General features: G+C 65.0%; 15 protein-coding genes, 1 tRNA gene and 1 other RNA gene. 6 read left to right on the top strand and 11 right to left on the bottom strand.

Annotation, left to right across the window (positions count from 1 at the left end; all coding sequences use genetic code 11):
* The first annotated feature begins 12 nt into the window (after positions 1-12).
* Complete coding sequence (locus FHX47_RS02600) at positions 13-855, top strand: Nif3-like dinuclear metal center hexameric protein (RefSeq protein ID WP_183357308.1); 843 nt, start codon at positions 13-15, stop codon at positions 853-855.
* 48 nt (positions 856-903) lie between these two features.
* Complete coding sequence (locus FHX47_RS02595; RefSeq protein ID WP_183357307.1) at positions 904-1356, top strand: reverse transcriptase-like protein; 453 nt, start codon at positions 904-906, stop codon at positions 1354-1356.
* Here FHX47_RS02595 and FHX47_RS02590 read toward each other — a convergent pair.
* On the bottom strand, positions 1337-2125 hold the full coding sequence (locus FHX47_RS02590) for a peroxide stress protein YaaA (RefSeq protein ID WP_183357306.1): 789 nt from the start codon (positions 2123-2125) through the stop codon (positions 1337-1339). The two genes, FHX47_RS02595 and FHX47_RS02590, sit on opposite strands and share 20 nt — an antisense overlap.
* A gap of 49 nt (positions 2126-2174) precedes the next feature.
* Here FHX47_RS02590 and rnpB point away from each other — a divergent pair.
* From rnpB to ettA, 3 genes are all read left to right on the top strand, one after another.
* Positions 2175-2540, top strand: an RNA gene (rnpB, locus tag FHX47_RS02585) — RNase P RNA component class A.
* 54 nt (positions 2541-2594) lie between these two features.
* The gene (locus tag FHX47_RS02580; RefSeq protein WP_183357305.1) at positions 2595-4040 is read left to right on the top strand and encodes a glyceraldehyde-3-phosphate dehydrogenase; all 1446 of its coding nucleotides are present in this window, start codon (positions 2595-2597) and stop codon (positions 4038-4040) included.
* Between the two features lie 19 nt (positions 4041-4059).
* On the top strand, positions 4060-5742 hold the full coding sequence (gene ettA / locus FHX47_RS02575) for an energy-dependent translational throttle protein EttA (protein ID WP_183357304.1): 1683 nt from the start codon (positions 4060-4062) through the stop codon (positions 5740-5742).
* Between the two features lie 9 nt (positions 5743-5751).
* Here ettA and FHX47_RS02570 read toward each other — a convergent pair whose 3' ends face one another.
* From FHX47_RS02570 to FHX47_RS02560, 3 genes are all read right to left on the bottom strand, one after another.
* Positions 5752-6324 carry a single-stranded DNA-binding protein gene (locus tag FHX47_RS02570; protein WP_183357303.1) on the bottom strand — a complete coding sequence of 191 codons (573 nt, stop codon included), beginning with the start codon at positions 6322-6324 and terminating at the stop codon, positions 5752-5754.
* Between the two features lie 235 nt (positions 6325-6559).
* Positions 6560-7039: a hypothetical protein gene (locus FHX47_RS02565; RefSeq protein WP_183357302.1), complete on the bottom strand. Its 480-nt coding sequence runs from the start codon at positions 7037-7039 to the stop codon at positions 6560-6562.
* A 26-nt stretch (positions 7040-7065) separates the two neighbouring features.
* Positions 7066-7734: a DUF8185 domain-containing protein gene (locus tag FHX47_RS02560; protein ID WP_183357301.1), complete on the bottom strand. Its 669-nt coding sequence runs from the start codon at positions 7732-7734 to the stop codon at positions 7066-7068.
* A gap of 40 nt (positions 7735-7774) precedes the next feature.
* Between FHX47_RS02560 and FHX47_RS02555 the strand changes: the two genes are divergently transcribed.
* The gene (locus FHX47_RS02555; RefSeq protein WP_183357300.1) at positions 7775-8791 is read left to right on the top strand and encodes an acyl-CoA thioesterase; all 1017 of its coding nucleotides are present in this window, start codon (positions 7775-7777) and stop codon (positions 8789-8791) included.
* Here the strand turns inward: FHX47_RS02555 and FHX47_RS02550 are convergent.
* The 7 genes from FHX47_RS02550 to FHX47_RS02525 form a co-directional block, all read right to left on the bottom strand.
* Entirely contained in the window at positions 8762-10048 is a 1287-nt protein-coding gene (locus FHX47_RS02550; protein ID WP_183357299.1) for a glycosyltransferase, read from the bottom strand. The two genes, FHX47_RS02555 and FHX47_RS02550, sit on opposite strands and share 30 nt — an antisense overlap.
* A 51-nt stretch (positions 10049-10099) precedes the next feature.
* On the bottom strand, positions 10100-11572 hold the full coding sequence (locus tag FHX47_RS02545; RefSeq protein ID WP_246327899.1) for a DUF2079 domain-containing protein: 1473 nt from the start codon (positions 11570-11572) through the stop codon (positions 10100-10102).
* A gap of 220 nt (positions 11573-11792) precedes the next feature.
* Positions 11793-12518, bottom strand: coding sequence for a hypothetical protein (locus FHX47_RS02540; protein ID WP_183357298.1), 726 nt, complete (start codon positions 12516-12518; stop codon positions 11793-11795).
* A 99-nt stretch (positions 12519-12617) separates the two neighbouring features.
* Positions 12618-13370 (bottom strand): hypothetical protein, encoded by a 753-nt coding sequence (locus FHX47_RS02535; protein WP_183357297.1) that lies wholly within the window; start codon positions 13368-13370, stop codon positions 12618-12620.
* A gap of 370 nt (positions 13371-13740) precedes the next feature.
* Entirely contained in the window at positions 13741-14112 is a 372-nt protein-coding gene (locus tag FHX47_RS11045; protein WP_343064272.1) for a type IIL restriction-modification enzyme MmeI, read from the bottom strand.
* An 86-nt stretch (positions 14113-14198) separates the two neighbouring features.
* A tRNA-Arg gene (locus FHX47_RS02530) sits at positions 14199-14271 on the bottom strand.
* A gap of 49 nt (positions 14272-14320) precedes the next feature.
* Complete coding sequence (locus FHX47_RS02525; RefSeq protein ID WP_343064313.1) at positions 14321-14722, bottom strand: globin; 402 nt, start codon at positions 14720-14722, stop codon at positions 14321-14323.
* Positions 14723-14928 lie beyond the last annotated feature (206 nt).

Genomic DNA, 14928 nt, shown 5'->3' with positions numbered 1-14928 from the left:
TAGAAATGGACCATGGAGACTCCAACTCTGCAGCAGGTGCTTGAGGTGGCCGAGGAGCTGTGGCCCACCTCACTGGCCGAATCGTGGGACGCCGTCGGGCTGGTCGCCGGACGCCGGGACCGGCCGGTGCACACCATCCATTTTGCGGTGGACCCGGTGGCGGCGGTGGTCAACGAGGCCTGCGAGGCCGAGGCCGACCTGCTGATCACCCACCATCCGCTGCTGCTGCGGGGGGTCACCACAGTCGAGGCGGGCACGTTCAAAGGTGAGGTCATCCACCGCCTCATCGAATCAGGCTGTGCGCTGCTCACCGCTCACACCAACGGCGACTCGGCCGTGGGCGGAGTCAATGATGTGCTCGCTGAGATTCTGGGTCTGCAGGACGCGCAGCCGCTGAAGCCCGATGCGGATGGGCTGCCTGAAGAGGGGCTGGGCCGCATCGGCACCCTGCCGCAGGGCACCACATTCGGCGAGTTCGCCGCCACCGTGTTCGGCGTCCTTCCCGCTGTGGCGCAGGGAGTGCGCGCCGCCGGGGACCGGGATGCCTTCATCCAGCGGGTCGCACTGTGCGGGGGATCTGGAGACTCGCTGCTCGCCGCCGCCAGGGAGGCCGACGCCGATGTCTACATCACCGCAGACCTGCGCCACCACCCGGCATCGGAGGCGCGGGAGGCGGTGGGCGATCAACGCCCGTTCCTGTTGGACGTCTCACACTTCGCCAGCGAATGGCTGTGGCTGCCGGCAGCCGCACAGAGCCTGGACCGCAGGCTCAACGACGCCGGCTTCGAGGTCGAGATCGCCGTCTCCGGGATCAACACGGATCCGTGGGACTTTGTCATCACCCCGGGCCAGTAGCTGCGCCAGTGCCGCTGATCGACGCGGTGGGGGATAGGCTGGTCGCTCGTGAGTGACTTGATCGTTGAGGCAGACGGCGGCAGCCGTGGAAACCCTGGAATCGCCGGTGCCGGAGCCCTGGTGCGCAACCAGCAGGGCAGTGTGCTGGCAGCTGTGGCGATCCCGCTGGGACGGGCCAGCAACAACGTTGCCGAGTACACCGGTCTGGTCGAAGGGCTCAAGCTGGTCCGCAGCCTCGACGCTGAGGCCCGGGTGGAGGTCCGTATGGACTCCAAACTGGTGGTTGAGCAGATGAGCGGGCGGTGGAAGATCAAACACGCCGACATGCGGCGCTTGGCCGCTGAGGCCGCTGGTGTGCTGCCCGGTGCACAGATCACCTACACCTGGATCCCGCGCGGGCAGAACGGCGACGCCGATGCGCTCAGCAATGAGGCGATGGACGCCTGCGCTGCAGGCACCGAGTGGGATGCCTCAGCCAGCGCTATTCAGCCCGTGCGATGAGGTCCAGCTGGTGCGGCCGCTTTCCCGCTGCCTCGCGCAGCTCAACCTCCCAGTGGGCTGAGGCGATCTCCGCGACCTCGTCTGGGCGGCTGGGCAGCTGAGGCTGACGCAGCAGCATCCCAGCCAACAGCCCCCGGGCGTGCTTGGCGAAGTGCGTCACCACTCTGCGCTGACCGTGCTTTTGGGTGAAACTGTTGACCACCAGAGTCTGCTGCGCACCCGGTCTGAATGCCGGCACGTATGTGGAGGAGCGGCAGTCGATCACCAGCTGGTCACCCACCACGCTGGACAGGTGCGTCTCCAACGCCGAGCGCCAGAAGCTTGCCAAGCGTCCTGGGTCCCGGTGGTCGCCGAAGGGGGAGAGGGTCACGCCCATCGACAGCCGGTGGGCCGGAATCATATCGGTGAAATTTGTCACACCGAAGAGTCCGGAGAAGATCAGCACCTGATCGGCGGCACGCTGCATCTCGACGGCGCTCAGCGAGTCGGCGTCGAGCGCTTCGAACAGCACTCCGGTGTAGATCTGGTGCGCCGGTGCCGCCGCGGCGGTGAGCAGGCTGCGGTTCGCCTCAACCTCCGCCATCACCGTGGACCCGACCTTCAGCACCTGCTGAGCGTCCTGGCGCCCACTGGCTTCGATCAGCGCCTCCAGCACCTGCATGCGCTGCTCACGCACCTGCGGCAGGGCCAGCGCATCCAGGTCCAGCCGACTCTGGGACGTATCGGGCGGGGCGGCTTTTCCCTCACTGGGAGGCAGGAAGACAAACACTCCAGAACACTAACAGCGCCCTGCGGGGCGTAGACTCTTAGCTGCAGGACGGGTCGGCCAGGCCATCGCGGTGCACTGATGAGGTGCATCGAGGAAAGTCCGGGCTCCGCAGGGCAGGATGGTGGGTAACGCCCACTCGGGGTGACCCGCAGGCCAGTGCCACAGAAAACAGACCGCCCCGGCACGCCGGGGTAAGGGTGAAACGGCGGTGTAAGAGACCACCAGTGCACCGGGTGACCGGTGCGGCTCGGCAAACCCCATCCGGAGCAAGGTCGAACAGGATGCGCGGAGCCTCACGGCTCCTGCAGGGCTGCCCGCCCGAGCATCCGGGTTGACTGCTTGAGGCCCGTGGCAACACGGCGCCCAGATGGATGATGGTCCACGACAGAACCCGGCTTATCGGCCGACCCGTCCCCTCGACTAGACTCTGTCCGAGACAACGACGTCTTCACCAGGAGGAACTAACCCCGTGTCTGCACCTGTGAGCGAACACCTCAACGAATGGATCGACCGCGAGGCTCAGGCTGAAGCCATGATCCCGCTGATCGGCCGCCTGTACCGGGAAAATAATGTAGTGACCGGCATCTACGGCCGTCAGCTGGTCAACCAATCCGCCATCGACATTCTCAAAGCTCACCGGTTCGCCCGGCAGGTCGACGAAGTCGAACTTCCCATCAGGGACACGCTGCCGCTGGTGCAGACGCTGACCACCCTGGACCTGGGTGCAGCCAGCATCGATCTGGCCCGGCTGCACAATAAGTTCAAGGCCTCCGGCACCAGTGATGTGGAGGCCTTCCTGCGCGAGGAGCTCAGCGACGTGGTCGGCCAGAAGGGCCAGGGGCGAGCTGAGCCTCGCGACGTGGTCCTCTACGGGTTCGGGCGCATCGGACGACTGATCGCCAGGATCCTGGTCGGCCATGCCTCCTCCGCCTCCGGACTGCGGCTGCGGGCCATCGTGGTGCGCAAGGCCAAGGGCGAAGACCTCGCCAAGCGCGCCTCGCTGCTGCGCCGCGACTCAGTTCACGGGCCCTTCGCGGGATCCATCCGGGTGGACGAGGAGAAGCAGGCCATCATCGCCAATGGCACCTACATTCAGGTGATCTACGCTGACAGCCCCGAAGAGGTCGACTACACCGCCCATGGGATCGATGATGCCGTGGTGGTCGACAACACCGGCATCTGGCGCGATGAAGAGGGTATGGCCAAGCACCTGCAGTCCAAGGGCGCCTCACGGGTGCTGCTGACCGCCCCCGGCAAGGGCGGCATCAAGAACATCGTCTTCGGGGTCAATGAGCGCACCATCACTCAGGAGGACACCCGGGTATCGGCGGCGTCCTGCACCACCAATGCCATCACCCCGGTGGCCAAGCTGATGCAGGATGAGTACGGCATTCATCACGGGCACGTCGAAACCGTCCACGCCTACACCAATGATCAGAACCTCATTGACAACTACCACAAGGGCGAACGGCGCGGACGCTCCGCGGCGCTGAATATGGTGCTCACCGAGACCGGTGCCGCCCAGGCAGTCGCCAAAGCGCTGCCGGAGCTTCAGGGCAAGCTCTCCGGCAATGCGATCCGTGTTCCCACCCCCGATGTGTCCATGGCGATCCTCAATCTGGAGCTGGAGCGCGAAACCACCAAGGCAGAGCTCAACCGGTTTCTGCGCAGCCAATCGCTGGAGGGCCCGCTGGCCCAGCAGGTGGACTACATCGACTCCGCTGAAGTGGTCTCCACTGACTTTGTCGGCTCAACCGCGGCCGGCGTCGTCGATGGCCTGGCCACCATTGTCAACGGCACCCAGGCCATTCTGTATGTCTGGTACGACAATGAGTTCGGCTACTCGGCTCAGGTGGTGCGCGTCCTGGAGCACATGACGCAGTCGGAGCCGGCCAAATACCCTCTGGACGGCTGATGCGACTAGGCTGAGTGCCATGGCAGAGTTCATTTACAACATGGTCAGAGCCCGCAAAAAGGTGGGCGACAAAGTCATCCTCGATGACGTCACGATGTCCTTCTACCCGGGTGCCAAAATTGGCGTGCTCGGCCCCAACGGCGCGGGCAAGTCTACGATCCTGAAGATCATGGCCGGCCTCGACGAGCCTTCCAACGGTGAGGCCCGGCTCAGCGCAGGCTACTCAGTAGGGATCCTGCTGCAGGAACCTCCGCTGAACGAGGAGAAGACGGTGCTGGGCAACGTCCAGGAGGGCGTGGGCGAGATCTACCAGAAGGTGGTCCGCTTCAACGAGATCAGCGAGGAGATGGCCAGCCCGGATGCCGACTTCGAGGCACTGATGGAGGAGATGGGCACGCTTCAGGCAGAGATCGATGCCGCCAATGCCTGGGACATCGACTCACAGCTGGAGCAGGCCATGGATGCGCTGCGCTGCCCCCCAGGCGATGAGCCGGTCACCCACCTCTCCGGTGGTGAGCGCCGCCGCGTGGCACTGTGCAAGCTGCTGCTGTCCAAGCCGGATCTGCTGCTGCTCGATGAGCCCACCAACCACCTCGACGCCGAATCGGTACTCTGGCTCGAGCAGCACCTGGCCTCCTATGAGGGCGCTGTGCTGGCCGTCACCCACGACCGCTACTTCTTGGACCATGTGGCCGAATGGATCTGCGAGGTCGACCGCGGCCGGCTCTACCCCTACGAGGGCAACTACTCGACCTACCTGGAGAAGAAGCGCGCTCGCCTGGAGGTCCAGGGCAAGAAGGACGCCAAGCTCGCCAAGCGGCTGGCCGAGGAGCTGGAGTGGGTCCGTTCCAATGCCAAGGGCCGTCAGTCGAAGTCCAAGGCTCGTCTGGCCCGCTACGAGGAGATGGCCGATGAGGCAGAGAGGACGAAGAAGCTGGACTTCGAAGAGATCCAGATTCCGCCCGGTCCCCGCCTGGGCACCCAGGTCATCGAGGCCGAGAACCTGCAGAAGGGCTTCGGTGACCGTCAGCTCGTCGACGGGCTTTCGTTCTCGCTGCCGCGCAACGGCATCGTCGGTGTGATCGGCCCCAACGGAGTGGGCAAGACCACCCTGTTCAACAGTATCGTGGGCATGGAGGACCTCGACGACGGCAAGCTGACCATCGGTGACTCGGTGAAGATCTCCCACGTTGACCAGTCTCGTGCCGGCATCGACCCGGACAAGAGTTTGTGGGAGGTGGTCTCCGACGGTTTGGACTTCATCCAGGTCGGCAAGGTCGAGATTCCCTCCCGCGCCTATGTCTCCCAGTTCGGGTTCAAGGGCCCGGACCAGCAGAAGAAGGCCGGGGTGCTCTCCGGCGGTGAGCGAAACCGGCTCAACCTTGCGCTGACCCTGAAACAGGGCGGAAACCTGCTGCTGCTCGATGAGCCCACCAACGACCTGGACGTAGAGACCCTGGGTTCACTGGAGAACGCGCTGCTGGAGTTCCCCGGCTGTGCCGTGGTCATCTCCCACGACCGGTGGTTCCTCGACCGAGTGGCCACCCATATTCTGGCCTGGGAGGGCACCGAGGATGAGCCCGGGCGGTGGTACTGGTTCGAGGGCAACTTCGAGTCCTATGAGAAGAACAAGGTGGAGCGCCTCGGCGCCGATGCGGCTCGCCCCAGCCGTGTGACCCACCGCCGACTCACCCGCGGCTGAGCTGAGGTCTCAGCCAGCCCGCTGCAGCTGCGGCTCCCCCTCCCACGGAGGAGCCTGTGGGTCAGCGGGCTGGTCCTGAGCCGGTTCGGCCGCCGGGCCGGGGGACTCGCCGGGGTCAGCGGATTCGCTGGGGTCGGCTGATTCTGGTGACTCGGCTGACTGCTGCGGATGCGGCTGATCCTGCTCGGCGGGCTCCTGGTGGCCTTCGGACCGGAAGCTGCCGTTGGTGACCTTGGAGAACTCGGTCCGCCCGAAGCTCAGATCATGGCCCACACTCTGGGCACTGATCTCCACGTCTGTGCCGCGGACGCCGTCGTCGTTCTCCCATTGGCGGACTTTGGGACGGCCCACCACGACGATCGGGTCTCCTTTGCTGATGGATTCAGCCACGTTGCCGGCCAGTCGCCCGAAGGCTGCCACGGTGTACCAGTTGGTGCTTCCGGAGGCCCATTCTCCAGTGTGGGAGTTGCGCCAACGCGGGGTGGAACCGAGCCTCACGGTGGTCACCTCAGTGCCTGAGGGCGGGGTTCTGCGCTCCGGGTCGGTGCCGGCGAAGCCTCGTACTGTGATTGTGTCGGACATGATTTTCCTGACTCCACGGCCTTCGGATCACTTCTCCGCTGAGGGCCGGCCGTGAACTGGTCGCCGCCAGCGGCTGCTACCAGTGTTGAACGCCGGGTGACTGTTCGCACCGCCCGCTGCCTGCTGTGTGCAGCGCTCGGTGTGTCTCCGGATCCCTGTTGGGATGTGGACAACTACGGCCCCCAACGCAGTCGCCAGCTGCCCTCCGTCTGAGATCACGACGAACTGGCTACGCTCACAGGGCGCGCAGATGCGCCAGGACCAGGCCGATGGGAATACTGATCAGGGTTATTGTGAGCAGTATCCGGTAGGTCCACAGAGCCCACGCAGGTCCTTGGCGACTGCCTCGGACTGTGCGGATCATCAGCACCAGCGTGACCACCAGCAGCAGACCACCGGCGTCGACGAGCAGCGGCATGGTCAGCAGAGTTCCCCCGATGACGGCCGCACTGCCCATGTTCCATGCCGCCAGCTGCGCCACCAGCATGGGGACGCCGGGTCGTTGAGCTGCCAGTGCGTGCTGGGCGGCGCCCAGCCCCGCTTGAACAACTCCGCCGACCAGCACTTGATAGGCCGCAGACCACGACCCGTGCTCTAAGTCCAATGGCCCGGTGACCGCAGCGACCAGCCCACCGCTGATGATCCAGATCAAGCTGAGACCGCCGAAGAGCAACGGAGCACGCTCCTCAACCCATGGGCGGGGAGTCTCAGTCATGAATTCGCCTCAGTCATGGACGCGCCTCAGCTGACGCGGCAGAGGATGAAGCCTCCGGTGCAGCTGATGCGCAGCCATTTGCCCAGCGAATAGACGTCACTGACTCCGCCCTGGGCCGAGAGGAAGCCGAGCGAGAACGCGCCGAAGGCCGCCCCGGCCGGTATGGGGGTGCCTGCCACCACGTCGTCGGAGGGCGCCGGCTCTACGGCCCGGCCCCAGACACGTTCGCGAACCTGCTCCACCACGTGTGCGCCGGCCGTCTCGGGCACCACATCGGCGACTTCGGCGATGCCGTCCTCGGCGGTCTTGCGCAGGGTGGCGTCCGAGAGCCGGCCGCGCGGTTCCCAGCCTGAGCGCGGAGGAGTGACGGCCGTCCAGGGCGCGTTGATGCTTGCCGGCGGAAGCGGCAGCTCCATCGATGCCGGGTTCAGCCGGGCCAGCCGCTCACTGATGGAGCCCAGCTCCACGGTCACATCTGCGTGGCTCGACTCTGCCAGCGCCATGGTGCGCAGGCCCAGGACGGCGGGGATCGTGGAGTTCAACGATCCCGGGGTCATCACCGGCAGCCACGCTGCCAGGACGGTCCCGACCGCCTGCAGTCGGATACCCTGTTCGTTGATGCGGCGTCCTCGTTTGACGAACGTCCCTAGGTCCTGGAGCGATGCGGCCTCGGCGAAGCGGAGCAGCTGAGTCATAGGATGATTGTGTCAGAAATCAACGCTTAAGGAGCCTTCAATGCCGGAGATTGAGCACTCGGGACGTGAGCCCCGGGAGGCCGCGAAGCAGCTGGTGGACATGCTGGAGCTGCAGCTCGTGGCGTCCGACGCCGAGTCCGGTCAGCGGCGCTTTATGGCACCGGTGTTTCCGCAGGCGTTCTGGCGGGTCTTCGGCGGTCAGGTGCTGGCGCAGTCGACTGCTGCGGCCATGGCCACGGTGCAGAGCGATCGGGTGGTTCACTCGGTGCACGGCTACTTTCTGCGACCCGGGGATGCGAAAAAGCCGATTGAGGTGGTGGTCGATGAGCTGCGCGACGGCGGCTCATTCTCTGCCCGACGGTCCCAGGCCTATCAGGACGGCAAGCCGATCCTGTCGATGATCGCCAGCTTTCAGAAGCCCTCTGCGGGCCTGACCCACCAGCAGCAGATGCCGGAGAACATCCCCCAACCGGAGGATTTGGCGGCCCCGGAGGAGCTAGTGAGTCATGTGAAGCATCCGGTGGCCCAGGAGTGGGGCCACGGCAGGCCCTTTGAGATTCGCCACATCGACCGTCCCATCTATCTCGACGCGGACCGAGACCTGCGAGCAACCAACGCGGTGTGGATGAAGACGCGCGAACTGCTGCCGGATGACCCCAATATCCACCGGGCGGCGATCCTTTTCGCCTCCGACTACACGCTGTTAGAACCGGTGCTGCGTGCTCACGGCTACTACTGGGCCAAGCCGAGCCTGAAGGTCGCCTCATTGGACCACGCCTTCTGGTGGCACCGCGACGCCCGGGCTGATCAGTGGCTGCTCTATCTGCAGGAATCACCCAGCGCCCAGGGTTCGCGCGGACTGGGCACCGGTTCGATCTACACCCGCGATGGTCAGCTGGTCGCCACCGTCGCTCAGGAGGGGATGATTCGCCCTCCCCAGGGCATTCGGCCCAAGATCCGTGAAACGCTGCAGCGCAGAGCTGTCAGCGGAAGCCGCACGCAGCGGCAGCTGAATCAGAAGTACAGCTCAACCTGGCGTTCCCGCTACCTGGACTGAGGCCGCTCGGTAGGCGCTCAGTGTCTGCCGGGCGGTCGACTCCCAGGAGTACTGTTCAGCCAGTGCCGCCGCCGCTTCGCTGCAGCGCCGCCATTGGTTGTGGTCGGTGGCCAGGCTGCTGATCTGCCGGGCCCACTGCTGCGGGTCCAAGGAGTCGATGAGCTTTCCGCTGCCGCCGTGCTGGATCAGTTCGATCAGTCCTCCCACTCGGTGCGCCAGCACCGGTGTGCCGCAGGCCATGGCCTCCAGCGCGACCAGACCGAAGGATTCGCTGTAGGAGGGGACCAGCACCGCGTCGGAGGCGCGGAACAGGTCGGCAAGCTCGGGATGGGGCAGCGGCTCGGTGAGGACGACGACGTCGGAGACCCCGGCCTGGTGGGCCAGGTCAGCGATATCCACCTCATCTGCTCCGGACTGTCGGCCCGCTACGGTGAGCTGCACGGTGATCTGCGGCAGCAGCTCGCGCAGCCGTCCCACGGCCGCAACAGCGACCTGCGGCCCCTTGTGCGGCTGCAGACGCCCGGCGAAGGTCAGCCGCAGCGGACGCTGACCCACCGGCTGAAGCCGCGGGTCCGCACCGCTGGGCGGGTGGAATACGGACAGGTCCGTGCCGGGGGAGACCAGGGTGATCCGCTCGGCCGGCACCGCAAAGATCCGCTGCAGGTCAGCAACCTCGTCGTAGGTGTTGGCGGTCAGCTGCGCCGCAGCGGCGACGATCCGCTCTTCGGCCTGATGCCGTCGCGGATCCTCCTGCGCATCGGGGTCACGTTCGAGTTTGACCGCACCGATGGTATGCATAGTGTGCACCAGTTCGCAGCCCAGCTGCTCAGCCAGCGTCAGACCGGCCAGACCTGAGATCCAATAGTGGGAGTGCAGCACGTCCACCGGCTGCGGGGAGGCTTGCAGCAGGCTCTGCTGAGCGCGATGCCCCAGTTCGTCGAGACACTGCAGCAGCTGGCTCTTGTCCTCTCTGCACTTGGTGCAGACACGCAGCACGTGGACGCGTCGTCCGTCGTCGAGGGTGCGCCAGGAGTCACCTGCGGTGCCGTCGTCGTAGGTGCCGTCGAGGTCTGTGGTGACGATGTCGACCGCATAGCCCTGCGCGGCCAAGGCCCTGGAGAGCGCGTTGACGTAGACGTTGAGGCCACCAGCATCACCGCGGCCGGCCTGGGCCAACGGGGAGGTGTGGAGGCTCAGCATGACAATCCGCCGCTGAGGCCGGGTGAGCTGCTCAGCGGTCACGGAGTCATCGGTCATGCTTTCTCCGGTTGGCCGGTGATAGGTGGTACTCATGCTACAGCGTGGCCCTCAGCGCAGGTATTCCGCGCACTTGTCCGCCTGCTCAATGTCACGGTGCAGCACCCAGAGCCCGTGGTCGTCCTCGGTGACCGTGTCAAAGCCGAGCCTCTCGGCGCGCGCGAACGCCTCATCCGGGGTCAGCGGAGTGTTGCCGCCGAGCTCCTCGACCTGCTCATCGATGATCAGCCACTGCAGGTCCTCCTCGGCGGTGGTTCCGTTCAGGCCCACATACGTTCGGTCCACCAGGTGCGGCACTGCGGTGTCGGCGGCCTCGACGCACACGTCGTCGGGGATCTGCTCCACCGCTCGGGCGTGGGCCTCAGCTCGTTCGCTCATCGACCAGTTCGCCGCGGTCAGCGTGCGCTGATAGGGGAACACCTGGGGGAAGAGCATCGACCCGATGGCGCCCGCGATGAGCACCGTGGCCGGAAGCGCGGTCGCCAGACGCCGGGTCAGCGGCCGCTTCAGGGAAATCCGCGGCACCACCAGTCCGCTGTGGGTCAGCCGACGCACCACATCCATAGCGGCCAGCAGCAGCACCGGGGCGATGATGGCGTCGTACTGGTACACCGGCGCCCACACATTGAGCCGGTCGTTCCACAGCCTGGACAGCACGATGGGCCCGGCCAGCAGCACGTAGGGTGAGAGCAGCGGTGCCAGCCACAGCGGCACCAGGTGCAGCAGCCACAGCCCGACTTTCAGCGGGTGGTCGAACAGTGCGACGACGGCGTTCCACGGTTGGGTGAAGATGGTGACGATGGCCGCACTGGCCGAGGCCCCCAGAGCGGTGTACTCCCAGTACTGGAAGTCTGCGCCTGCTGAGAAGTGGGGGATCACCACGCCGATGGCGAACCATAGGCCGCCAAGCCCCAGCAGCGCCGTCACCACCGCGGGCCACCACTGCCTGCGCACTGCCAGCACCATGGCCACCGCCAGCACGGTGGCCCCCATATCTTCGCGCACGCTCAGCATTGCGGCAGCCAGGGCCACTGCCAGCCACATCCGACGTCGTTCGATGGCCCAGATGATCCAGGCGATCAGGGGCACGCCGAAGGCGACCTCGTGAAAGTCCCAGTTGACGATGGCCTGGAACGGCCACCACAGCAGCAGTGCGGCCGCACTCAGCAGAGCCGGGCGATGGCTGAACCAGGACCGAACCACCAGGTAGACCGGGATCGCGGTGGAGACCAGCAGTCCGATCATGCCGATGTTGAGCATCCGCGGGTCATCCCAGATCCAGTAGAGCGGTGCGAACAGGGCTATGACCGGATGAAAATGATCACCGAGCAGGTGGAAGTCCTCGCCCTTGATCGGCACGATCGGCGGTTTGAACAGCGCATACTGGCGCACCGCCTGATCGAAGATGCCCAGGTCATAGCCTTTGGCCTCGAAGTTGCGGAAGCGCAGCAGCGAGTGGATCAGAGCCAGCAGCCCGCCGGCAAGCATGACCAGTCCCAGCTGGACCTTATGACGCAGGGGCAAGCGGCTTCCTTCAGTGACGAGCGGTGAGCTGTGCCCGAGGAGGGATTCGAACTCTCCGGGCCGGATCGAGTCTAACACCCCTCGATGTCGCACGAATAAAGGGATGCAGGCCGATTCATGGCCCATGTATAGACCTTACGTTTACGGCGGTATTGGTGGTCTCAGGCGGCATGTTGTCCCCTGAATGGCGAGGCCCTGGTCATCGCACTAATGGTCGGACTTATTTGCGCCCTACCTGGTGGTTCACGACCTCGACCTGATGAACCGCAACTTCATCACCGCCGAACCCGAAGCACTGGCGCCCCTTGCCGGTGGTCTGCTCCGGGGTCCACACCGCCGCCTCCTCGTCTATGTGCGACACCAGTGCTCGCGCCGTCGTGTTCGCGGCCTGGCAGAGGTAGTGAACATGACGCACCGCTGGGGCAGTGGGAGCACCGCCGGGCGCATCGAAGCAAGTCGGTCCGGCGTCAGCCCCTGGACCATACGTCGCATTACCCTCAGGGGCCGACTGTAGTGCAAGGGCATCGACGTCTTCCCATTCCGTGACGCAGTCGACTGCGCTCATCTCTCGATCCGGGGTCGCCGGGGCGCGTTCCTCCACGAGGACGTCGAGGTCGTAGAACACATCGACATCCCAGAGTTCACTATTCGGGGCCGTCGCCCAATCGGCGGCTCCGGGCAGCTCGATGATGCCGTTGCCGTCCGGTGAGTATCCCATATCGAGCACGGCTTCATACGCTGCGGCGGGTCCGGTATCGTCGTCGATCCATAGCTCGAAGAGATCGTCGTGCGGCTCCCATTCTTCAGGCTCCGCGGCTTCGGTCTCGGCAGGCTCGGAGGACTCCGACGGCGGTGCCGACGATGGCTCGACGTCAGCGCACCCAGCGGCCAACAGGCCGACGAGAGCGAGCGCAGCGGCGAAGGTGGTGCGGTCGGTTTTCTTCATGGTGATCTCCTTGTCGCGCAGGTGCACCTAGATGTGTAGGTACCCATGAGGCGAGGACTAGGGTCGAGACCCCAGTCCTCGCACTGGTCCTGCGCCCTATCACCCCTCGTGGCCGTAGCAGTCCTCACCCTCAGCGGGGGGTGTCCACCAGCTGCGCATCTGGGAGGCTTCCCACGCAAAGGACCGGTATTCTTCCTCGGAGGCAGTGCTCTGTGGGTGCTCCGGCGGCAGTGCTGTCCCGTGAGCAATCGGATCCATGCAGGTGCTGTGGTAGTGCTCCCACGTAGGGAGCTCGATGAAGTCCGGGTGGCACTCGGGGTCGGGCAGTTCCTCGCCTTCGGCGACCCCGGCGGGCCACCCGGCAGGCTCGTGGCCTTCGTTCGCCTCTATTGCCTCCGGGTCGGTGCAAGTGTTTGGGGTCACCGGCTCCGGAACTTCCATGTGCTTTTCAGCAGAGAACGAGCCTTCTGTGATCGGTAAGTCATCCTCAGCTATATCTTCAACAGGCGTGGAGTCAAAGGTCGGCTCTGGATCCTCCCGCTTGGCCTTCATCTCAGCGTGGGTGTAGGTGGTGCCGTCTGCCAGATGGTAAGTGTCGCCGGCCTTCGCGGATTCGGGCCTATTCTCATCCCATTCTGCGTTCCAGTCTCCGTCTTTGTCCCACTCACCGGAGGATTCGGCCTCAGCTTTCGTGGTCTCGGTCTCAGCGGAGGCTTCTGCGGAAGCCGTTTGTGTCGGCTCAGTAGGCTCCGACTGCGGCCCCGGATCCTCGGCACTGCACCCAGCGGCCAGCATCCCAACGACGGCGAGCGCGGCGGCGGCGAGCGTAGTGCGGAGATTTCGGTTACTCATGGTGGAGCCCCCCTTTATGGTTTTGCACCTAGGTCGTCCAGGTTGCCATAAGGCGCGGATTCGGGTCGAGACAGGTGGCCGTGGAGGACGACCACCAGCCGGTCGATTCATGCGTAGTCGTGGACGATCTCCAGTGCTTCGACCAGGTCGGCCTGGGCGCTCGTTCCGTGGTTCCGAGTGGAGGTCTGCATGGTTTCTAACCTTCGTAACCAGTCTTCGGAGTGATTTCTGACAGCAGTGTTCTCACAATTTTGCGGACGGACTGCTACGAGATTCCGAACCATGCCGCTATGCGATACATGGTCACGCCGGCGGGGTGGCGGCGCCGTATTTCGGCGTCACGATTCTGCCGTGCTGCGTTGAGGACGGACTATGCAGTCAACTCCGCGTAGCGGGTGAACAGGACCTCTTGCCGCTCCTTCTCAGAACTACAGGTGCTCTTCGCACCGAATGCCCGGTCTACCACGGCATCCAGTGCATCGTGTGCTTTTAAGAGGGCTGGGTCCATGGCGAGCGGAGTGTAGTGGTCGGCGAGCGAACGTTCGGGGTGTTGCTCGCGAGCCCGTAGCACCCCTTTGCCCGCCGTAATGATCCGTTCCCGCAGATCATCGCTGGTGGGCGGGAGAGGAAGCGTGTACCACGACAGAGTTGAGCCGAACCGCAGATCTGACTTGAGGCGTCCCCACAGTCTTTTGCCAGGTAATGAACATCGATGATGACAGCACCGCAAATTGGAACCCATCAGGGTCAGCCGCTTGGAAAGCGGAATCGAGGGGACAATCTCAGATCTACCGGCTCTGCATCCCTGCTATATCAACGATCTTATTGTGCCCGAGGAGGGATTCGAACCCCCGACCAGCGGATTAGAAGGCCGCTGCTCTATCCCCTGAGCTACTCGGGCGTGGGTCTGTGCGACCCGGCACAACAGTCTACCGGTTCTGCCCAGCGACTCAGCTGTTCACCATGGCGTGGGCGGCACGGTCCAGGTAGTCCCACAGGACCTCCTGGTGCATCGGCGAGAGGTCAGCGGACTCCACGGCGACCCTCATGTACTTCAACCAGGTGTCGCGAGCCTCGGCGTCGACCCGGAAGGGCATGTGCCGCATCCGCAGCCGAGGGTGTCCGCGCCGCTGCTGGTACGTCTTGGGTCCGCCCCAGTACTGCTCCAGGAACATCAGCAGCCGCTCCCGCGCCGGACCGAGATCCGCTTCGGGGTAGTGGGCCCGGAAATGCGGGTCCTCTGCGACCTGGTCGTAGAAGACGTCGACGATCCGCTGAAACGTCTCCCGGCCACCGACCTGAGCGTAGAAACTGTTGGGATCGACCTCATCAGCAGCGTCCTCACCGGCCACCGGTTGACCGTCGGGCCCCGGCAACACACCCAAGTTTGCCGACTGGCCCTGCTGAGGGGACTGCGCCTGAGGAGCCTGCTCCTGCTGAGCGGACTGCGGTCTTCCGGTCACCTGGGAAGGAGGCTTGCCCACCGGGGTGACAGTCTGGATGGGGGCGCCGAGCCGGCGGGAGAATTTCGGCCGCTCCGACGCCGGGGAGTCACGCT

The organism is Garicola koreensis, assembly GCF_014195445.1.
GTDB classification, from domain to species: Bacteria; Actinomycetota; Actinomycetes; order Actinomycetales; family Micrococcaceae; genus Nesterenkonia; species Nesterenkonia koreensis.
This window is presented reverse-complemented; position numbering and strand designations above follow the sequence as displayed.